Origin of the sequence: Amycolatopsis sp. lyj-108, from assembly GCF_046549005.1 — a bacterium.
Lineage (GTDB): Bacteria > Actinomycetota > Actinomycetes > Mycobacteriales > Pseudonocardiaceae > Amycolatopsis.
In genome coordinates, this window is sequence record NZ_JAJPWQ010000013.1 from 60,227 (window position 1) to 80,749 (window position 20,523).

General features: G+C 69.9%; 12 protein-coding genes. 4 read left to right on the forward strand and 8 right to left on the reverse strand.

Features of this window, described 5'->3' with window-relative positions; translation table 11 throughout:
- Window positions 1-153 precede the first annotated feature (153 nt).
- From ACLJO0_RS35975 to ACLJO0_RS35985, 3 genes are read right to left on the reverse strand one after another with little or no spacing between them, the layout of a single operon-like run.
- Window positions 154-903, reverse strand: coding sequence for a fumarylacetoacetate hydrolase family protein (locus ACLJO0_RS35975; protein ID WP_410583608.1), 750 nt, complete (start codon window positions 901-903; stop codon window positions 154-156).
- Entirely contained in the window at window positions 894-3,821 is a 2,928-nt protein-coding gene (locus ACLJO0_RS35980) for an FAD-binding and (Fe-S)-binding domain-containing protein (RefSeq protein WP_410583609.1), read from the reverse strand. Before ACLJO0_RS35980 ends, ACLJO0_RS35975 begins: the two co-directional genes overlap by 10 nt.
- 10 nt (window positions 3,822-3,831) lie before the next feature.
- The gene (locus ACLJO0_RS35985) at window positions 3,832-4,998 is read right to left on the reverse strand and encodes a pyridoxal-phosphate-dependent aminotransferase family protein (protein ID WP_410583610.1); all 1,167 of its coding nucleotides are present in this window, start codon (window positions 4,996-4,998) and stop codon (window positions 3,832-3,834) included.
- Between the two features lie 157 nt (window positions 4,999-5,155).
- Here ACLJO0_RS35985 and ACLJO0_RS35990 point away from each other — a divergent pair, with 157 nt between their 5' ends.
- Window positions 5,156-6,490, forward strand: coding sequence for an SLC13 family permease (locus ACLJO0_RS35990; protein ID WP_410583612.1), 1,335 nt, complete (start codon window positions 5,156-5,158; stop codon window positions 6,488-6,490).
- 327 nt (window positions 6,491-6,817) lie between these two features.
- Here the strand turns inward: ACLJO0_RS35990 and ACLJO0_RS35995 are convergent, their stop codons facing one another.
- Window positions 6,818-7,570, reverse strand: a complete 753-nt coding sequence (locus ACLJO0_RS35995) for a GntR family transcriptional regulator (RefSeq protein ID WP_410583613.1) — start codon at window positions 7,568-7,570, stop codon at window positions 6,818-6,820.
- A 113-nt stretch (window positions 7,571-7,683) separates the two neighbouring features.
- Here ACLJO0_RS35995 and ACLJO0_RS36000 point away from each other — a divergent pair, with 113 nt between their 5' ends.
- Genes ACLJO0_RS36000 through ACLJO0_RS36010 form a run of 3 tightly spaced genes read left to right on the forward strand, consistent with a single transcriptional unit; the run spans window position 7,684 to window position 9,633 of the window.
- The gene (locus ACLJO0_RS36000) at window positions 7,684-8,037 is read left to right on the forward strand and encodes a RidA family protein (RefSeq protein WP_410583615.1); all 354 of its coding nucleotides are present in this window, start codon (window positions 7,684-7,686) and stop codon (window positions 8,035-8,037) included.
- A complete protein-coding gene (locus ACLJO0_RS36005) occupies window positions 8,030-8,674 on the forward strand; it encodes a transcriptional regulator (RefSeq protein ID WP_410583617.1) in 645 nt (214 codons plus the stop codon). The genes ACLJO0_RS36000 and ACLJO0_RS36005 overlap by 8 nt, the downstream gene beginning before the upstream one ends.
- The gene (locus ACLJO0_RS36010) at window positions 8,671-9,633 is read left to right on the forward strand and encodes a pyridoxal-phosphate dependent enzyme (RefSeq protein WP_410583619.1); all 963 of its coding nucleotides are present in this window, start codon (window positions 8,671-8,673) and stop codon (window positions 9,631-9,633) included. The genes ACLJO0_RS36005 and ACLJO0_RS36010 overlap by 4 nt, the downstream gene beginning before the upstream one ends.
- A 36-nt stretch (window positions 9,634-9,669) precedes the next feature.
- On the opposite strand, the gene ACLJO0_RS36015 is transcribed toward ACLJO0_RS36010, so the two are convergent.
- Genes ACLJO0_RS36015 through ACLJO0_RS36030 form a run of 4 tightly spaced genes read right to left on the reverse strand, consistent with a single transcriptional unit; the run spans window position 9,670 to window position 20,447 of the window.
- The gene (locus ACLJO0_RS36015; RefSeq protein WP_410583621.1) at window positions 9,670-10,647 is read right to left on the reverse strand and encodes an alpha/beta hydrolase; all 978 of its coding nucleotides are present in this window, start codon (window positions 10,645-10,647) and stop codon (window positions 9,670-9,672) included.
- A 13-nt stretch (window positions 10,648-10,660) separates the two neighbouring features.
- Window positions 10,661-12,244 carry an acyl-CoA carboxylase subunit beta gene (locus tag ACLJO0_RS36020; RefSeq protein ID WP_410583622.1) on the reverse strand — a complete coding sequence of 528 codons (1,584 nt, stop codon included), beginning with the start codon at window positions 12,242-12,244 and terminating at the stop codon, window positions 10,661-10,663.
- Window positions 12,241-18,690, reverse strand: coding sequence for an SDR family NAD(P)-dependent oxidoreductase (locus ACLJO0_RS36025; RefSeq protein ID WP_410583624.1), 6,450 nt, complete (start codon window positions 18,688-18,690; stop codon window positions 12,241-12,243). Before ACLJO0_RS36025 ends, ACLJO0_RS36020 begins: the two co-directional genes overlap by 4 nt.
- Window positions 18,687-20,447: a fatty acyl-AMP ligase gene (locus ACLJO0_RS36030; protein ID WP_410583626.1), complete on the reverse strand. Its 1,761-nt coding sequence runs from the start codon at window positions 20,445-20,447 to the stop codon at window positions 18,687-18,689. Before ACLJO0_RS36030 ends, ACLJO0_RS36025 begins: the two co-directional genes overlap by 4 nt.
- Window positions 20,448-20,523: the final 76 nt, after the last annotated feature.

Here is a 20,523-nt window from a genome sequence, read left to right on the forward strand (position 1 = left end):
TGTCGTCGCTGAAGGCGTGGTCGAGATGCGTCGCGAAAGCCACTTTCGCGACGCTTGACGTCCTGAAAGTGGCTTTCGCGACACGGTCGCCCCGCGGATGCGAGCGAAGCCCCGCGACCCGACACCTTTGACCTTCTCCTCAATAGAACCGTCTTACCACTCACGAAGCCGCACCGGGTTGGTCAGTTCGCCCACGCCTTCGATGGCGACGGTCACCTCGTCCCCCGGCTTCATCGGCCCGACCCCGGCCGGGCTGCCGGTGAGCACGACGTCGCCGGGGCGCAGGGTGAACCAGCGGGTCACCCAGGCGAGAATCGCGGGCACGCCGAAGATCATCTCCCCGGTGGTGGACCGCTGGACGGTCCGATCGTTGATCCGCGTGGTCACCTCGAGGTCTCCGCTCCCGATGTCGGTGCTGATCCAGGGGCCGAGCGGCAGGAACGTATCGGCGCTCTTGGCCCGCGCCCATTGGCCGTCGGCCCGCCAGTCGTGCGCGGTGACGTCGTTGGCACACGTGTAGCCGAGGATGTGTTCCCTGGCGTTGCCGACGGTCAGCTTCCGCGCGGTCCTGCCGATGACGACGGCCAGTTCACCCTCGTACTCCAGGCGTTCGACCTCCGGCGGGTGCAGGATCGGCGCCCCCGGACCGGTGACCGCGTTGGGTGCCTTCAGGAACAAGGCGGGCCGCTCCGGCCACGGACGGCCCTTTTCCTTGAGCTGACAGGGATAGTTACTGCCGACGCAGACGATCGTGCGCGGGTCGCACGGCGCCAGCAGCCGGACGCCGGACAGCGGGCCGACGACCTCGCCGGGACCGGTGACCGGGTCGTAGGCGCGGACGAGATCACCGTCGACGCATCCCGTCCGGCCGGCTCCGTCGGCGGCGAATCGGATCAGGCGCATTCCGCACCACCGAGCGCCTCGCGGACGAGTTCGAGCGGATGCCACGCTGTCCTGCCCGCCCCGTGGAAGATCTGCTGACGGCACGAAACCCCCGTGGCGGCGACCAGTGTTTCGGCCGGTTCCTGTTCCAGCGCGGGGAAAAGCCGGTCACGGCCGACGGCCATCGACGTCTCGTAGTGCTCGGCCTCGAAGCCGAACGAGCCCGCCATCCCGCAGCATCCGGAGTCGATCTCGACGACCTCCAGCCCTGGGATGCGGCGCAGGAGCGCCATGGTGGCGGCGGTGCCGACCTCCGCTTTCTGGTGGCAATGGCCGTGGAAGACCACGCGCCGCCCGCTGAGCCAAGATCGCTCCGGCAGTGTCAGCCGCCCGTCGTCGATGGCCTCGACGAGCAGTTCCTCGACCTGCCGGACTCGTTCCTTGACTTGCCGTGCTTCGGGAAGGTCCGGCAGCAGCGCCAAAGTCTCGTCGCGCAAGGTGTACACGCACGACGGCTCACAGCCGACGATCGGCGATCCCGGTTCGGTGTCGCGGGCCAGCGACGTGACCAGCCCGGAGGCCTTCTTCTTGGCGTCGTCGAGCAACCCCTTGGACAGGCTCGACCGTCCGCAGCAGCCGCCGGAAGCGAGTTCCACCGCCCAGCCCGCGCTTTCGAGCAGTTCGATGGCCGCCTTGCCGATCTGTGGTTCGGTGAAGGTGGTGAAGGAGTCCGCCAGCCAGTTCACCGTGCCTGCCGTCCCCGGCGCCGCGGTGCGGCGGCGATTCCAGCGCACGAGGTTGTCCCGCACGAACTTCGGCAGCGGACGTTCGGCTTTGATGCCGACGGCCCGTTCCATGATCCGGCGGAGCGGCCCGATCCGGCCGGGCACATTGGACAGTGGCGCCGTGGCCGAGCCGACCCGGTTGAGGAACCGGATCGAGCCGAAGATCCGTGACCGCAGCGGGGTTCCGTGTTCCTCGTGGTGCTGGTGCAGGGTTTCGGCCTTCAGCGAGGCCATGTCGACGCTCATCGGGCATTCGCTCTTGCAGGCCTTGCACATCAGGCACAGGTCGAGGATCTCGTGCAGGCGTTCCCCGCCGAGCGCGGCCTTCGGATCCGGTTCGGAGAGCGCCTTGACCAGTGCGTTGGCCCGGCCGCGCGTGGAATGCTCCTCCTGCAGCGTGACCTGGTAGGACGGGCACATCACGCCGCCGGTGGTCTTGCGGCACAACCCGATGTTCATGCAGCGGTCGGCGGCGTCACGCATGCCACCGCCGCCGATGACCTCGAACGACAGCATGGTGCGCAACGGCGGCGCGGGCGGCAGGGCGTCGCGGTCACGCAGGTTCTCCGTCATCGAGGGCGCGTCGACGATCTTGCCGGGATTCATCGTGCCGGCCGGATCGAACAGTTTCTTGACCAGACGCATGGCTTCGTAGAGCTCGTCGCCGAAGATCTCGCGGTTGAACTCGGAGCGGGCGAGGCCGTCACCGTGTTCGGAGGAGTTCACGCCGCCGTATTCGGCCACGAGATCCTTGATCTTCTCCGCGACCACGCGCATCGTGTCGACCTGCGCGGGATCGGTGAGGTCGACGAACGGCCGGATGTGCAGGCAGCCGACCGAACAATGGCCGTAGAACCCGGCTTCGAGGTGATGCTCGTCGAGGATCTCCTTGAACCGCGCGGTGTACTCCGCGAGATGCTCGGGGGCGACGGCGGTGTCCTCGATGAACGCCAGCGGCCGTTTGGTGCCCTCGCCTGCCGCCATCAGCAGCCCGAGACTGGATTTGCGCACCTTGAGCAGCGCCTCCTGCTCGGCGGCCGTGACGAGCTTGAGCGTGTGATAGCCGTGCCCGTTGCGCTTCCAAAGGGCGGCGACCTCGTCGAGTTTGGCCCCCAGTCCGGCCTCGTCGTCGCCGGAGAAGGACACGAACAGCAGCGCCGCCGGGTCGCCGACGAGATGGTCGCCGAGATCGGCGTACTCGATCTTCTCCCGTGACAGGTCGAGGATGGTCTTGTCCATCATCTCGACCTGGTGCGGCCCGCGGCTGAGCGCGTCGAGCGTGGCTGAGATCGCGCCATGCGTCGTATCGAAATGCCCGACTGCGTACACGGTCTTCTTCGGTTTGGGCACCAGGTCGACTTCGATCCGGGTGGCCAGCACGAGGGTGCCTTCCGCACCGACGACGAATTTGGCGAGGTCGAAGGGATTCCCGTCGCCGTATCCGGAGAGGCGGTCGAGCCGGTAGCCGCACGCGCGACGCCAGAACACCGGCATGCCTTTGGCGATCGCGTCCTCGTGCGCGGTGACGAGTCCCGGCAGTTCGCGGTAGATGCGGCCTTCGAGCGTGTCCGCCTCGGCGCGTCGCACGCGTTCGGTCTCGCTCACCGGCTCCAGCCGGGCGGTCGAACCGTCGGCGAGGACGACGTCCAGCGCCCGGATGTGGTCAATGGTCATCCCGAAGGTCAGTGATCCGGAACCGGCCGAGTTGTTGCCGACCATGCCGCCGATGGTGGCGCGGTTGCTGGTGGAGGTGTCGGGCCCGAACATCAGTCCGTGCGCGGCCGCCGCCTTGTTCAACTGGTCCTGGACGACGCCGGGTTCGACGACGGCGGTGCGCGCGACGGGATCGAGTTCGACGATGCGGTTCATATGCCGCGAAAGGTCGAGCACGAGGCCGGGGCCGACCGTCTGCCCGGCCAGGCTCGTGCCCGCGCCGCGCGGGACGACGGGCACACCGAACTCCGCCGCCGTTGCGACGGCCGCGGCGACGTCGTCGTGATCGCGGGGGAACACGACACCGAGCGGCATGATCGAATACATGCTCGCGTCGCGAGAAAAGAGGTGGCGCGTGTAGTCGTCGAAAGCGACTTCACCGTTGATCCGCGCGGACAACGCGGCTTCGAGCGGACTGGTGCGGGTCAGTTCGGCTGTCATCGGCGGGCCCTCAGTCGTTCTGCAGCAGTTCGAGGGCGTCCTGCAGACCGCGCGGATCGGCCGGGACACCGGCGAGCGTGAGTCCCATTTGGACTCCCGCGAGCGTTCCGGCGAGGGTGAGATCGTTGAACGCGCCGAGATGCCCGATCCGGAAGATCTTCCCGGCGAGTTTGCCCAGTCCCGCGCCAAGGGACAGGTCGAACCGGTCGAGGATGATCGCGCGGACCTTGTCGGCGTCGACGCCCTCGGGAACCAGGACCGCTGTCAGCGCACCGGAATGCTCCCGCTCGTCCTGACAGAGGACCTCCAGCCCCCAGCCGCGGACGGCGGCTCGCGTGGCGGCGGCGTGCCGGGCGTGGCGGACGATGACGTTCTCCAGGCCCTCCTCGTAAAGCAGGCGCAAGGCCTCCCGCAAGCCGTACATGAGGTTGGTGTTGGGGGTATAGGGGAAGAACCCGCGTTCGTTCGCGGCGAGCATCGGGCCCCAGTCCCAGAAGACCTTGGGCAGGCCCGCGGTCTTGGCGGCGTCGAGGGCCTTGTCGCTGATCGCGTTGAAACTCATGCCCGGCGGGAGCATGAGGCCCTTCTGGGAGCCCGCGACGGTGACGTCGACACCCCATTCGTCGTGCCGGTAGTCGATCGAACCCAGCGACGAGATGGTGTCGACCAGCAGCAGCGCGGGATGTCCGGCGGCGTCGATCGCGGCCCGGATCTCCGGGACCCGGCTGGTGACGCCGGTGGAGGTCTCGTTGTGGACCACACAGACGGCCTTGATCCGGTGCGCGGTGTCGGCGGCGAGCTTGTCGGCGACCACCTCGGGGTCGGCGCCGTGCCGCCAGTCCCCCGGCACGAAGTCGACGTGCAGCCCGAGGCCCCGCGCCATGTCCTGCCACAGCGTGGCGAAGTGACCGGTTTCGAAGGCGAGGACCGTGTCGCCGGGACTCAGCGTGTTCGTCAGCGCCGCCTCCCACGCGCCGGTCCCGGTGGCGGGATAGATGACCACCGGATTCGTGGTGCCGAAGACGGGCTTGATGTCGCTCAACAGTCGTGTCGCCAGCTCCTGGAACTCGGGGCCGCGGTGGTCGATGGTCGCCGCCGACATCGCCCGGAGCACCACGTCCGGGACGTTCGTCGGGCCCGGGATCTGCAGGAAGTGACGTCCGGCCGCATAAGTCATGTGCGCCTCCACGCTCGGCTTCGAGATGTTCCACAGAGCGAAACCTTGGTCTCGCTGCTTGAAAGGTATACCGTGTACCGAACTCCGTCGAGGGGGTTCCCGAAACAACTTCGACCCGATTCCCTGACCGTGTCAGCGCCGACCGCAGAGGATTCCCATGTCCATCCAACTCGTCACCGTCGTGGCGCTCGCCCTGGTGTTCCTGATCGCGACCGTGCTCCCCGTCCACATGGGAGCGCTGGCTTTCGTCGCCGCTTTCGTGATCGGCACGGCGTTCGCCGGGGAAAGCACCGACGACATCGTCTCGGGCTTCCCCGGTGATCTCTTCGTCATCCTCGTCGGGGTGACGCTGCTGTTCGCGATCGCCAAAGGCAACGGCACCGTCGACCGGCTCGTCCATCTGGTGGTGCGCGCCGTCGGCGGCCGGATCGCCCTGATCCCCTGGGTGATGTTCGTGGTCACCGCGGCACTGACCGCGGTCGGCGCGGTGGTCCCGGCGGCGGTGGCGATCATCGCGCCGATCGGCATGGGTTTCGCCCGCCGCTACTCGATCAACCCGATGCTGATGGGCCTGCTGATCATCAACGGCGCCAGCGCGGGCGGCTTCTCCCCCATCAGCATCTTCGGCAGCATCGTCAACGGCGTCGTCGCCCGCGACAACCTGCCGAGCAATCCGGGACTGCTGTTCGCGTCTTCCTTCGTTTTCAACCTGGTGCTCAGTGTCGTGGTGTTCTTCCTCTTCGGCGGCCGCGAACTGGTCCGCCGGTCTTCCGCCGCCAAGCCCAGGGTCGCCGCGGCGGCGCTCGCGCTCAGCAGTACCTCGACAGGCACGACTCTGACTGACGAGCCCGCGCCCTCCAGCGGCGGCACCGACGAGCCGGACGAGCGTCTCCCGCTCACTCGCGACCACGTGTTCACCTTGATCGGGCTGGCCGCGCTCGCGGTGGGCGCACTGGTGTTCAAACTCGACGTCGGGTTCACCGCGCTGACCGTCGCGACGGTGCTGTCGCTGGTGTCGCCGGGCTCGGCCAAGGCGGCCGTCGGCGAGGTGGCGTGGCCGACGGTGCTGTTGATCTGCGGAATCGTCACCTTCGTCTCGCTCATGGAGCGGGTCGGCACGATCGACTGGCTCGGCAACCTGGTGACGCGGATCGGTTCACCCCTGCTGGCCGCGATCCTGATCTGTGCGATCGGCGCGGTGGTCTCGGCGTTCGCGTCGACGACCGGGATCCTCGGCGCGCTCATCCCGCTCGCGGTGCCGTTCCTACTGGCCGGCGAGGTCGGTGCGGTCAGCATGATCATCGCGCTGGCGATCTCGTCGTCCGTGGTCGACTCGTCGCCGTTCTCCACCAGCGGTGCGCTCGTCGTGGCCAACGCGCCCGCCGGCCAGAACGACAAAGTGTTCCGGGGCCTGATGATCTGGGGCTTCAGCATGTGCGCGATCGCGCCGATCGCGACCTGGCTGCTGTTCATCCTGCCCGGTTGGGGCTGAGCACGGTCCACATCGGACGGTCCAGCGGGGCGTCGGTACAGGTGGTCGTGAGTGGCGTTTCGGGTTCTATTGAGGGGTAGCGGCATCCAGGCACGCGAGTCACGCCTTGCATGTACTTCACGACCGGCCGCCGAGGTCACCGCCGTCCCATTGTCACCAGGAATCACATCCGACGGTAGCGAAAGCCTCCTTCCCTACCGTCAGAGTAGGCAAGGAGGCCCTCACTACCAGGAGAACGGCGTACGCAGGAACGACACCGGCCGCGCGCCATGACACGGTTGACTTACCCCTCAATAACCCAAAACGCCACTCACGACCAGCCGGAGGCTAGCGGGACCGGCGTTCGGCCAGCCAGCGCTCAGAGTCGGGAGTGCCGCCGTCGAGCTGATCCACCACCTCGTCGAGGAAGCTGCCGTGCCCGTGATCGGCCAGCGCCTTCAGCACCGCTTCGGGGTCGCCGCCCTCGATGGTCGTGAGCAGTTCGCGATGCCGCTCGACGTTCTGCAGCAACGATTCACCACCGCGGCGGGCACTGCGGTTGAGCGCCATGCACAACTGCATCTGCAGGGAAAGCGCGCGATACGCCTCGGTGACGCGCTCGTGCCCGGCCAGCGCGACGATCGACTGGTGGAAGTCGTACTTGCGCTGGGTGAACACACCTTCGTCACCGTCGAGGCCCGCCTGCTCGAAAGCGGCCAGCGCGTCCCGGCAGGCCTGAAGCCGTTCCGGCGAGCGGACCGGGATCCCGATCCGGACGGCGAAAGCTTCGAGCTCTTCGCGCAGGGTGACGATTTCGTAGACGTCGTGGCGGGTCAGGGGGCGGACGATGACACCGCGCCGCGGATGGGGTACGACCAGTCCTTCGAAAGCCAGCACCTGCAACGCTTCGCGCAGCGGCGGGCGGGAAACCCCGAGCCGTTCGGTGAGCTTGGCCTCGACCAAACGAGTGCCGGGCGGGAGTTCGCCGGACAGGATCATCGCGCGCAGCGCCTGGGTGGCCAGGTCGGCCATACTCGGCGGCGCGACGATCCGGCCGTCGTCATACCGCACGGCACCCATCGAACCCGAAGCCGTCGTCATCAAGACTCCCTCCCTTGCTGTATACGGTATATCAACCGCCTTCCTCGCGCGTGAGCGGTACGTCACTGGATACCTGCTTGGACTTTTTGTCCAACGCTTATACAGTCGGTCTCGTGACCAACGAGCATCCGTACCCGCCGGCCTTCCGCAGCGGCGACCTGGTTTCCGTGTCCGGACGGCTCGGCGTGACCGAGACGGGAGAACTGGCACCCGGTGGCTTCGACGCCGAATGCCCGCAGTCCTTCGCCAACCTCGACGTCGCGCTGCGTTCGGTGGGCGCGACCCGCGCCGACGTGGTGAAGGTCGTCGTGTACCTGACGGACATCACCGACCGCGACGGCCTCAACCGTGTCTACGAAGAGTTCTTCGCCGAGCCCCGGCCTGCTCGGACTTGTGTCGGCGTCGCGTCTCTGCCCTATGGCGGCAGCGTCGAAGTCGAGGCCCTCGCCCGAGTACGCGATGTCTGAGCAGGACGCGATCCTCGACGCGCTCGCCCCGGTGGCCGACGGCATCGCGGCGACGCTCGGCTCGTTCTGCGAGGTCGTGGTGCACGATTTCCGCCGTCCGGAGCGATCGGTGGTCGCGATCGCCGGCTCGGTCACCGGCCGCGGTGTCGGCGGATCGATGAGCGAGATCGGCATGGGCCTGCTCGCCCGCGGCGACGACGCCGAAGACCAGCTGAACTACGTCACCCGGACGGCGTCCGGGAAGCTGGTGAAGTCTTCGACCATGCTGTTGCGCGACAGCGGCGGCTCGGTGTTCGGCGCGCTGTGCCTGAACCTCGACGTCACCGCGTTGGGCCAGCTCAAGACCCTGGTCGGCGAACTCGCCGATGTCGGTACCGCCACCGAAACGCCGACCACCACCTTCGGCGACGACGTCGACGCGGTGGTGGACGCGATCGTCGACGAACACCAGCTCCGGCTGAACAAACCCTGGGCCGCGCTCAGCCGCGAAGAACGGCTCGACCTGTTCCGCAGCCTTCACGCGCGCGGTGTCTTCGCGGTGCGGCGGGCGGTGCCCCAGGTCGCCGCACGCATCGGGATCTCCCGTGCCTCCGCTTACAACTATCTCGCCGAAATCCGTGATCAAGGAGCATCATGACCGCCCCCGTGACCATCGACGACATCCGTGACGCCGCCGCCCGCCTGGCCGGTGTCGTGCACCGGACCCCGGTCGTGCGTTCCCGGACCCTCGACGCCCTCGTCGGCGCCGAGGTCTTCATCAAGTGCGAGAACCTTCAGCGCGTCGGGGCCTTCAAGTTCCGTGGCGCGTACAACGCCGCCTCCCGGCTCTCGCCGGAGCAGCTGGCCAAGGGAATCGCCGCCTACTCCTCGGGCAACCACGCCCAGGCCGTCGCGCTCGCCGCGCGGGAACTCGGGAGCAGCGCGGTCATCCTGATCCCGGAGGACACCCCGAAGTCCAAAAAGGACGCCACTGCGGGTTACGGCGCCGAGATCGTCACCTACGACCGGTACACCGGCGACCGCGTCGCGATCGGTGAAGCGCTGGCGGCCGAACGCGGCCTCGCGCTCATCCCGCCGTACGAACACCCGCACGTCATCGCCGGACAGGGCACGGCCGCGCTGGAACTGCTGGAGGACACCGATTCCCTCGACACCCTCGTCGTCCCGGTCGGCGGTGGCGGCCTGATCGCGGGCAGCTCGACCGCCGCGAAGGCCGTGCGGCCCGGCATCCGGGTCGTCGGCGTCGAACCCGCCGCGGGCGACGACACCAAACGTTCGCTGGACGCCGGGGAGCGCGTGTCGATCCCGGTGCCGCGGACCATCGCCGACGGCCAGGCCGCCGAGATCCCCGGCGAACTGACCTTCTCGATCAACCGGAAGCTCGTCGACGACATCGCGCTGGTCACCGACGACCAGGTCCGCGACGCCATGCGGTTCGCCTTCGAACGGCTGAAGCTCGTCATCGAGCCGAGCGGGGCCACCGGTCTCGCGGCGCTGCTCAGCGGGCGGATTCCCGTTTCCGGCCGGGTCGGGGTGATCATCAGCGGCGGGAACGTCAGCCCGGAACGCTTCGCCGAACTGATCGCGTCCGAGTAACCCCCGCAATTCGTCACCTACTTGCGATGGGCGCGATCAGAGGCCGAGCCCACCCGCGAGTACCGGCCAGGAGTTACGAAGAGCGCGCTGCCAGTACGGCCAGCTGTGCGTGCCGTCGCCGTAGTAGTCGACGGTCGCCGGGATTCCCTTGGCCTTCAACCGATCCGTGAAGCTCACCGAGGAGGCCAGCGCCTGGGATTCGAAGATGTCGGACTGGCCCGGCGGATCGAGCGGGCCGGTCTTGCCGTTCCCACACGAGATATAGAGCGCCGTGCCGCGCAGGCCGTCGACGTGGTCGAACGGGTTGTTCGCCGTCCAGAGCGGCCGCATCCCCCAGCTGTCGCCCCACAGTTCGAGGTAGTTGAAGATCCCCGCGCGGGCGAGGATCCCCTGGATGAACAGCGGCGCTCCCTGGTTGAGCGTGTTCGGCACGCCGCTGTACGACGCCGCCGCGGCGAACATCCCCTTGTGCTTGTAGGAATACGCGAGCGCGCCGTATCCGCCGATCGACAGTCCGGCGATCACCCGGCGCGTGCCCGCGCGGTAACCGCGTTCGACGATCTGCCGCACTTCGAGGGTGTGGAAGGTGTCCCAGTCCGGCGTGCTCTTGAGCCCGAAGTTCCACCACTTCGTGTACATCCCGGCGGGCCCGCCGGTCGGCATGACCACGAGGGCGTCCTTGTCCGCGGTGAACGCCTTGACGTCGGTGAACTGGTCCCAAGAGCGGTAGTCCACCGGCTCGCAGCAACCGTGCAGCAGGTACAGCGTCGGCCAGGTCCGGGTGGGTTGCACGGCCCAGCCGGTGGGGACGAGCAGCCGGACCATGCCGGTGGTGCCGAGCGAGGGCGAACTGATCTTGAGATCGACGGTGCGCGCGTCCAGCCACGTCTCCTCGACGACCTTCGCGCCGTTGTCGGCGGTGACCGGCGTTGGTGCCGCGCTCGCGGGGATCGAGCTTCCGAGCAGGGCGGCCAAACACAGCGCCAGCGCACCCCACCGCCACGTTCGCTTCATCGTTTCTCCTCGCTCACAACGGGATGTTTCCGTGTTTCCTCGACGGGGTGGTCTGCCGTTTCGTCCGGAGCGTGTGCAGGGCCCGCGCCACTTGCAGCCGGGTCTGCGACGGCGCGATGACCTGGTCGACGTAGCCGCGTTCCGCTGCCAGGTAAGGATTCGAATGCCGTTCGCGGTACGCCTCGGTGAGCCGCCTTCGTTCGGCGGAGCGCTGTTCCGGCGGCAGCGCGGCCAGTTCGTGCCGGTGCAGCACCCGCACCGCGCCCTCGGCGCCCATCACCGCGATCTCCGCGGTGGGCCAGGCCAGGTTGACGTCCGCGCCGAGATGCTTCGACCCCATGACCGCGTACCCGCCGCCGTAGGCCTTGCGGATCACCACGGTCACCATCGGCACGGTCGCCTCGGCGTAGGCGTAGATCAGTTTGGCGCCGCGGCGGATGATCCCGTTCCGTTCCTGCGCCTCGCCGGGAAGGTAGCCGGGGACGTCGGCGAGGGTGAGGATCGGGATGCTGAAGGCATCGCAGAACCGCACGAACCGCGCGGCCTTCTCCGAGGCGTCGATGTCGATCACGCCTGCCTGATGCCGCGGCTGGTTGGCCACGACGCCGACGGTGCGGCCCCGCACCCGGCCGAACGCGCAGATCATGTTCGGCGCGAAACCGCTGTGCACCTCCATGAAGTCGCCGTCGTCGACGAGCCGGACGATCACCTCGGTCATGTCGTAGACCTGGTTCAGCGAATCGGGCACCAGCCGGTCGAGTTCGAGGTCTGCGGCGGTGAGTTCGGGATCGGTTTCGTCGGCGTACTCCGGGACGGCGTCGAGGTTGTTGGACGGCAGGTAGCCGAGCAGCGTCTGCACCCAGTCGATCGCGTCCTCTTCGCCGGCCGCCCGGTGGTGGGCGTTCCCGGAGACCTCGCTGTTCACCGCGGCGCCGCCGAGCTGCTGGGCGGTGATCCGTTCGCCGCTGACGGCGTGCACGACATCCGGCCCGGTGACGAACATGTGCGCGGTTTCGTCGACCATCACGGTGAAGTCGGTGATCGCCGGCGAGTAGACCGCCCCGCCGGCGCAGGGCCCCATGATCAGCGAGATCTGCGGGATGACACCGGAGGCCAGCGCGTTGCGCCTGCCGAGCTCGGCGTAATAGGCCAGCGAGACGACACCTTCCTGGATCCGGGCACCGCCGGAGTCGTTGATCCCGACGACGGGGCAGCCCAGTGTCATCGCCAGATCCATCACCTTGAGGACCTTCTCGCCGAAGACTTCGCCCATGCTGCCGCCGAAGACCGTGAAGTCCTGGGAGAACACGCAGATCTGCCTGCCGTCGACGGTGCCGTGGCCGGTCACCACGCCGTCGCCGTACGGCCGGTTGGAGTCCATCCCGAACTCGGTGCACCGGTGCCGGGCGAACTGGTCGAGTTCGACGAAGGAACCCGGGTCCAGCAACAGCTCGACGCGTTCGCGCGCGGTCAGCTTGCCCTTGGCGTGCTGCCGGTCGACGGCCCGCTTCTCGGCGATCCGGACGGCTTCGTCCTGACGGGCGGCGAGATCGGCGATCCGGAACGCCGTCGTCGGCGCGAACGGGGCATCGGTCATGGTCTCGCCGCCCTCGATGCCCCGAGCCGGGCGGAGAGTTCGGCGGCGACCACTTCGACGTGCGGCGGGTCGATCATCGACAGGTGATCGCCGGGCACCCGCACCACTTCCAGATCCGTGCAGAAGACGTCCCAGCCGAGGGCGTCGTCGGTACGCAGATACCGCGGATCGAGGGTGGTGGTCAGGGGATGCGGCTCCTGCGCGCGCACCAGGAGCACCGGCCCCGCATAGGGTTCCGGCTGGTAGCGTTCGGCGACCCGGGCGTCCACATAGGACTCGTACTGATGCCGCAGCACGCCCTGCCCCATCTCCGGGACCTGTGCGGCCAGTCTGCTGATCACGAGCCGGATCTGTTCGTCGTCGCCGAGCCGGACGAGGTCCTCGCGCGGGATGTCCAGCGGCACACCGTAGATCCGTTCGACGTGCTCGGCGAACCGGTCGAACCGGTCCAGCAGGATCTCGTCCGCCGCCTTCCCCTGCGCGGGCAGGGGCAAGATGCTGTCGATCATGAACACGAGATCGACCCGCTCCCCCGCCGCGCTCAGCCGCCGGGCGGTCTCGTAGGCGAGGCAGCCGCCGAACGACCAGCCGCCCAGCCGATACGGGCCCTGCGGCTGGATTTCGCGGATCAGCTCGAGATAACACTCGGCCTTGTCCTCGACGGTGTCCTCTTCGTCGATCCGTTCGAGCCCGTAGACGGGCCTGCCCTCCGGCAAGAGGCGGACGAGTCCCTCGTACACGCTCGTCGGTCCGCCCGCCGGATGGAACAGGAACACCGGATCCGCGCCGCCTTCGCGCAGTGGCCGGACCGGACAGCCTCCGCGTCCCTCGATCCGGTCACGCAGCAGATCGGCCATCGCGGCGATCGTCGGCGTGGCGAAGAGCAGGTCGACGTCGGGGACCGCGCCGAGCTGCCCGGCGAACACCGCGCGCAGTCGCTTCGCCGCCTCGTGGTCGCCTCCCGCGGCGAAGAAGTCGTCGTGGACGCCGGGTTCCGCACCGTCGAGTTCCGCCTGCCAGTGCCGGGCGATCCAGCGTTCGGCCGGATCACGCGGTCCGACGGTCACGGCCGGCCGGGCGGGCCGCGGGCCTCCCTCACCGAAGCCTGCCTGGTCGGCGAGGTGATCGGCGAGTTCACCGAGGCTGGCGCCACGCAACAGCAACGGAATCGGCAGCGGCAGGCCGAAATCGCGTTCCACGACACCCTTCGCACGCATGGCGGTGAGGGAGTCCAGGCCGAGCCTGGTGAGCGAGACGTGCCTGTCGATCTCGTCCGCGGCGAGGCCGAGCATCCCGGCGACGAGACCGGCGAGATAGTCGGCCAGCATCTCGCGGGCCGCTTCCGGCAAGACCGCACGCAGCGCGTCCAACCCGTCCCAAGTGGACGGTCCGGTATCCGGTTCTTCCTTCGGTACCAGCATCTCGAAGAACGGTCGTCCGGCCAGACGCGGGAACAGGGCCAGTACCGTCCCGGCGTCGACGCGGGCGATGCCGGTCGATCCGCGATCACGGTTCAGCACGGCGTCCATCGCCGCCAGCGCCTCATCCGTGCCGAGCGGTTCGAGTACCGGGTTGCGGCTTCCGACGGCCGCTCCCGCCTCACCCCAGGCTCCCCAGCCGATGGTCGCCGCCGGTAACCCGCCTGCCCGGCGCCACTCGACGAGCGCGTCCACCCAGGCGTTCGCGGTCGCGTACGCGGCCTGCCCCGGCGATCCGAACAACGCCGCCGCCGACGAGTACGTCAGCCACCAGTCGAGTTCGTGTCCGACCGTGGCCTCGTGCAATCTCCACGCTCCCAGCGCTTTCGCGCGCCAGACGGCCTCGACGGCATCCTCGTCGACGGCGATGGCGGCACCGTCGACCAGCACACCGGCCGCGTGCAGTACGCCACGCAACGGCATACCGCCTTCCGTGGCGGCCACGACCAGCGCTTCGGCCGTTCCCGGCTCGGCGATGTCGCCCGTCACCACGCGGACGTCCGCGTCCAGTGCACGCAGGTCCGCCAGGACGGCGGGGCTCGCGCCACGTCGCCCGGAAAGGATGAGCCTGGTCGCGCCGCGTCCGGCCAGCCAGTCCGCCGCGACCAGTCCGAGGCCGCCGAGACCACCGGTGATCACGTAGGCGCCGTCACGGACAACGGTTTCGTGGCCGGCTTCGCCGAGGTCCGGGCGGGCCAGCAGCCGTGTGTACCGGACGCCCTCACGCCAGGCGATCTCGTCGTCCGGCGCGTCCGCGTGGAGCTCCGCCGCCAACCTGGCGACCCACAGCTGTGCCGGATCCGGCTCGGCATCGAAGTCGACCTGGCTCGCGCGCAGCTCGGGGTGTTCGAAGGCGAGGACACGGACCAGCCCGCGAAGCCAGGCCTGCCCGGGATCACCGCGTTCGCCGGGCTCGACGGCCGAGGCGCCGGCGCTGACCAGCCACAAACGTGGAGCGGACGCCGCTTCGGCCAGCTCGGCGACGACGCCGGAGAGCGTGGCGACACTCCGCGCGGCCCGCATCGGGTCGGGCGCGTCCGAAGCGGCCACCCACGCGAGGACTCCCGTCACTTCGCGGGAACGCAGGACCTCCGCCAGCGCGGCCCGATCCCCGAGCGGAACCGTCACCAGTTCGTCTCCGGCGAGTCGTTCACGCAACGCCGCCGGCCACGGCGACCCGTCCTCCAGGACGACCCAGCTGTGCGGACCCGGTTTCGCCGCCGGAGGCTCGGCCTGCCGCCAGACCGTCTCGAACAGCAGATCCGTCATCGGGACCGGCAGTGCCGAACGCTGGAACCGGCGGCAGTAGACGTCGCGGAACTCGACGAGGACGACGTCGTCGGCGTCGACCAGCTGGACGCCGCCGACCAGGCCGTCACCGGCCGGGTCGAGCGAGTCGAGTACGGCGTCGACCCGGACACCGCGCCGAGGATCACCGGCGAGGATTATCTCGCCGAGGGTCAGCGGCAGGAAGACGCCGTCGGCTTCGCGCAGCGCGTCCCCGGCGGCCGCGGCCAGCGCGTGCAAGCAGGCGTCGGCGACCACCGGATGCAGGACGTACGCGGGATGGCCTGCGGGCAGCGTGATCCGCGCCGAGGCCCGGCCGGGCGCCGCCAGGACCTCTCGCAGGCCACGGAAAGCGGGACCGTAGCTCTGCCCGGCCGCGGCCAGCACCTGGTAGAGGTCGACCGGCCGGGCGTCGCCGCCGACCGGGCCGAACGGCACGACCGCGGTGTTCCCGTCGCGGACGCGGGCGGTCGCGTGCCGGACCCAGCCGCCGTCCGCGGCCCGCGCGTAGACGTCCACTTCGGACGGTCCGGAACCCGTGCTCAGACTGGTCGTCACCTCGGTGTGCGCGGCGAGCGGGAGCACGCGGTGCAGTTCGAGACCGCTGATGCGCAGGTGCCCGCCGGGCCGCAGGACGGTCTTCACCGCCGCGAGCGCCAGTTCCAGGAAACCGGCGGCGGGGAACAGCGGGACCCCCATCGCCGCGTGGTCGGCCAGCCACGGCTGCACCGCTGTCCCGACGTCCGCGTGCCACAGGTGCCCACCGCCGGTCGGCTGTTCGATGTGGACACCCAGCAACGGATGCGCGCCAACGGATCCAGGCCGGGAGGCCGTCCGTCGCGGCCAGAACCGTTCGTGCCGCCAGCGCGGTCCGGGCAGCTCGACCGGAAGCGGACGGGGGCCGCCGCCGTCGAGCACCACGGGCAGTCCGAGGGTGTGGAGCCGGGCGAGCGAGGTCAGGAACGCCGTCCGCTCGTCGATCCGGCGGCTCGCCGACGGCAGCGCGAGCGCGCCGGTGCTCTGCTCGATCGCGGCCAGCGCGACCGGATGCGGCGAGATCTCGACGAATACGCCGTACCCGTCCGCGGTCGCCGCCGCCAGCGCCTGGCTGAACCGCACCGGACGGCGCAGATTCGCCGCCCAGTAGTCGACGTCGAACACCGGTGACCACTGTGGATCGTCGAGAACACTGCTGTAACAGGGGATCTCCGCCGGTCGCGGGGAAAGCCCGTCGAGCTCGGCGCGGAACCGGCCGAGGACGGTGTCGACGGCTTCCGAATGGCCGGCACCTCCGACCGGCAACCGCTTCGCCAGCCTGCCGAGACCCTCCACATGCGACACCAGGGCCTCGACCTGCTCGGCGCCACCGCTGACGGTGCACTGGACCGGCGAGGCGTAGACCGCGACGGTGATCCCGGGGAACTCCGCTTCCAGCTCGGCGAGTTCGGCCGGGGACAGTTCGACCACCGCCATCGCGCCGTCGCCGGACGCGTCGACCTCGGCGAGCAGCCGGGCGCGCGTGGCCATCACGCGCAGGCCGTCGGTGACGTCCAGCGCTCCCGCGACGACGGCGGCCGCGACCTCGCCCATCGAATGCCCGGCCACCGCGGCCGGGACGACGCCGTGCGCACGCCAGAGCGCGGCGAGGGCGAGGTGCATGCCGAACAACGCGAGCTGGGTCGCGGCGAGGTCCGGCAGGTCGCGCTCGCCGGAGAAGACCGCGCGCAAGGAAAATCCCGCTTCGGCCAGGAAGACCGGGTCGAGCGCCTCCACCTCGGCACGGAAGGCGGGTTCGGAGCGCAGCAGGAGGCGGCCCATGCCGGGCCACTGGGAGCCGTAGCCGGAGAAGACGAACACGACGTCGGGCAGGGGACCGGCCTCGCCGGCGACGACGTCACCGCCGTCGCGTCCGGCGGCCAGTTCCCGCAGCGCGGCGGCGGCCCGGTCGCGTTCCCCGGCCACCACCGCGCCGCGGATCGGCAGATGGTCCCGGCTCCTGGCCAGCGTCGTGGCGACCGCGTCGAGCGGTACCGCGCGATGGGCGGGGTCTTCGAGCCAGTCGGCCAGATCGGCGGCACGCGCCCGAAGCACCTCGGGCGATCGGGCCGACAGCGCCAAGACCCGCGGGCCCTCGGCGTCCGTCCCGCGAGCGGGGAACGACGCGGCGGGCCACTCTTCGAGGACGACGTGGGCGTTGGTGCCGCCGAACCCGAACGCCGAGACCCCGGCCCGCACGACGTCGGAGTACCGCGGCCAGTCCGCCCCGGCGCCGACCATCCGGAGGCCGAGACCGGCGAAATCGATATGCGGACTGGGTGCGCGATGATGCGGGGTCGGCGGCAGCCGCCGGTGGACCATCGCGAGGACCACCTTGATCAGCCCGGCCATCCCCGCCGCGCCTTCGAGATGGCCCAGATTACCCTTCACCGACCCGATCAGGAGCGGTCGGCCGGATTCGCGGCCTGCTCCGAGCACCTCGCCGAGCGCGACGGCCTCGATCGGATCCCCCACGGCCGTCCCGGTCCCGTGCGCCTCCACGTAGTCCACAGAGGACGGTTCGACCCCCGCCGCCGCGTACGCGTCACGCAACAGGTCGGCCTGCGCGCCGGGGCTGGGCGCGACGAGACCGTTGGACCGGCCGTCGGAGTTGACCGCGCTGCCGCGGATCACGGCGAGCACCCGGTCCCCCGCGCGGCGAGCGGCCTTCAGCGGCCTGAGCACGACCACACCACAGCCTTCACCGCGGGCGATGCCGTCGGCGTCGGCATCGAACGGTTTGCAGTGCCCGTCCGGGGCCAGCACCCCGGCACGCCGGAAGGACGCGGTGACGGCGGGTGAGAGCAGGAGGTTCACCCCGGCGACGAGCGCCGTCCCGCATTCACCGCGGCGCAGGCTCTGCACCGCCTGATGCACCGCCACCAGCGAAGACGAGCACGCGGTGTCCAGGGTGAGGCTGGGCCCGCGCAGGTCGAACAGGTACGAAAGCCGGTTGGCGGCGATGCTCGTCGCGGCGCCGGTGGCGGACCAGACGTCGACGGTGGCGGGATCTGCCATCGTCAAGTGGCCGTACTCGCCGGCCGAGAGCCCGACGAACACGCCGGTCCTGGTCCCCCGCAAGGTGGACGGCGGGATCCCGGCATGCTCCAGCGCCGCCCAGGCGACTTCGAGCAGCATCCGCTGCTGGGGATCCATGGTTTCGGCCTCACCCGGGGTGATGCCGAAGAACGCGGCGTCGAATCCGGCGATGTCGCCGAGGAATCCGCCACGGCCGAAGTCCTCCTCGAACCCGTCCCATCGGCCTTCGGGGACCTCGCGAATGCCGTCACGGCCGTCGTCCAGGAGCCGCCAATACCGCTCCGGCGAGTCCGCCCCGCCCGGCAGACGGCAGCCGACACCGACGATCGCGATCGGCTCCTCCTCGCGGCCTTCACCGCCCGCGATCAGGGATTCCTCCACTGTGGACAGACGCGCGGCGAGAGCGGCGATCGTCGGGTACTGCCACACGAGGGTCGGTGGCAGCGGACGGCCGAGGTACCGGCCCAGCTCCGCCGCCAGCTCCATCGACTCCCGGGAGGAAAGGCCGCTCTCGTGCAGCGGGCGGTCCGGGTCGACCTGATCCGCCGGCAGCCCGGTCCGCTCCGCCACCCGCGCGACGAGCCAGGCGCGGATCTCCGCGGTCACCCGAGCCGCCGCGCGGTCAGCGAACCGTCCAGAAAGGACTTCCGGCAGAGGGCGCGGCTGATCTTGCCGCTGGAGGTGCGCGGAACCTCCCCAGGGGCGAGGAAGACGACGTCGTGCGGCCGCAGACCGTGCGCGGCCGAGACCGCCCTCCGGATCTCCGCGGCCGCCACGGCGATGTCGGCCTCGGCGCCCTTGGCCCGTTCCGCCACCACGACCGCCACTTCGCCGTCTTCGCGCTCGATCGCGAACGCCGCGGCGGAATGCGGCCGGACCGCGGGATGCGTCTCCACGGTCTGTTCGATGTCCTGCGGGTAGTGGTTGCGGCCGTCGACGATGACGAGGTCCTTGAGCCTGCCGGTCATGAACAGCTCGCCCTCGTAGCGCACGCCGAGGTCCCCGGTCGCGAGCCAGCCCGCGCCGGACTCCGGATCGATCGGCGGCAGGCCGAAGACACCGTCGGACGCGGCGGGCCGTCCCCAGTAGCCCACGCCGACGTTCGGGCCGTTGACCTGGATCTCCCCCACCCGCCCCGGTTCGACGAGCGCGCCGGTGACCGGGTCGGCGATGCGGACCCGTTGCCCCGCCGGAAATCCGCAGGAGACGAGCGTGGTGGACACCGCGCCAGGGAGGGCGGGCGTCGCCAGCCCGGCGGCGAGCCGCTCACGGTCGAAGGCGACCTGTCGCGGGGCCTTGCCCGCTTCGGTGACGGAGACGAGCACGGTGGCCTCGGCCAGCCCGTAGGACGAGCGATGCACCTCGGGCCGCAGCCCGCAGTCCTCGAAAGCGCCGTGGAACTTCGCGATGGTCGCGGGCAGGACCGGCTCGCTACCGTTGATCAACGAGACGACCCGGCTCAGTTCGAGGTAACTCTTCTCGTCCTCGGTCACCCGGGAAGCGCTGTAGGCGTAGGCGAAATTGGGTGCCGCGCTGATCGCGCCGGGGCTGGCGGAGAGGGCGCGCAACCAGCGTGACGGCCGTTCGAGGAACGCGAGCGGATCCATCAGGACCGACGCCGCGCCCGCCGCCATCGGCGCGCCGATCCCGAGGATCAGGCCCATGTCGTGGAAGAGCGGCAGCCAGCTGACGGTGGACGTCGTCCCCGTCTCGATCGAGTAGGCGTCGCAAGCCTGGCGGGCGTTGGTGAGCGCGTTGCGGTGGGTCAGCATCACCCCCGCCGGCGTCCGCGTGGAACCGGACGTGTACTGCAGGTACGCCAGTCCGTCTGGTTCCGGTCGCGGCCAGGAACGATCACCGGCCGCGACCGGAGTCGGGGTGTCGACGGCGAGCACGGCGGGGCGCTCGATGTCCGTCGAGGAAAGGAAACCGGCGGTGGTGTCGAGCCCGTCGGCGGTGGTGAGGACGACCCGCGGCGCGCAGTCGGCGAGCACGGCGGCCAGCCTGCCCGCATGCCCCGGGAGGTCCGGGGCGAACAGCGGGACCGCCACCAGCCCGGCGCGGATCGCGCCGAGGAAGGCGACGACGTAGTCGACGGACTGCCGCGCCAGGATCGCCGCCCGGTCCCCCGGGGCGGTGAAAGACGTCAGCCGGGTGGCGAGGACGTCGACCCGGTCGTCGAGTTCGCGCCAGGACACGGTGACCGCCCGGCCGTCCGCTCCGGCGCGATGGTCGAGATAGGTCACGGCGACCTCGTCGCCGAGCCGCCACGCCCAGTACCTCAGCAGTGTCGCGAACGACTCGCCGCCGCGCGCGTCGTCCGGCTCGCAGGCGGCGACGGCCGATTCCGAAATGGTTTCCATGGCCCCTCGTTTGACGACGTGAGCAGGAGCGGGTGAATTCGGAACGGCACCGTTGCCGAAAGCGGATTCCATTCCG

Excerpts from the sequence above, each read along its gene's own strand:
- ACLJO0_RS36030 (WP_410583626.1), bottom strand. The coding sequence starts at position 20,447 with ATGGAAACCATTTCGGAATCGGCCGTCGCCGCCTGCGAGCCGGACGAC.
- ACLJO0_RS35990 (WP_410583612.1), top strand. The coding sequence starts at position 5,156 with ATGTCCATCCAACTCGTCACCGTCGTGGCGCTCGCCCTGGTGTTCCTG.
- ACLJO0_RS36010 (WP_410583619.1), top strand. The coding sequence starts at position 8,671 with ATGACCGCCCCCGTGACCATCGACGACATCCGTGACGCCGCCGCCCGC.
- ACLJO0_RS36015 (WP_410583621.1), bottom strand. The coding sequence starts at position 10,647 with ATGAAGCGAACGTGGCGGTGGGGTGCGCTGGCGCTGTGTTTGGCCGCC.
- ACLJO0_RS35985 (WP_410583610.1), bottom strand. The coding sequence starts at position 4,998 with ATGACTTATGCGGCCGGACGTCACTTCCTGCAGATCCCGGGCCCGACG.
- ACLJO0_RS36005 (WP_410583617.1), top strand. The coding sequence starts at position 8,030 with ATGTCTGAGCAGGACGCGATCCTCGACGCGCTCGCCCCGGTGGCCGAC.
- ACLJO0_RS35995 (WP_410583613.1), bottom strand. The coding sequence starts at position 7,570 with ATGACGACGGCTTCGGGTTCGATGGGTGCCGTGCGGTATGACGACGGC.
- ACLJO0_RS36020 (WP_410583622.1), bottom strand. The coding sequence starts at position 12,244 with ATGACCGATGCCCCGTTCGCGCCGACGACGGCGTTCCGGATCGCCGAT.
- ACLJO0_RS35975 (WP_410583608.1), bottom strand. The coding sequence starts at position 903 with ATGCGCCTGATCCGATTCGCCGCCGACGGAGCCGGCCGGACGGGATGC.
- ACLJO0_RS35980 (WP_410583609.1), bottom strand. The coding sequence starts at position 3,821 with ATGACAGCCGAACTGACCCGCACCAGTCCGCTCGAAGCCGCGTTGTCC.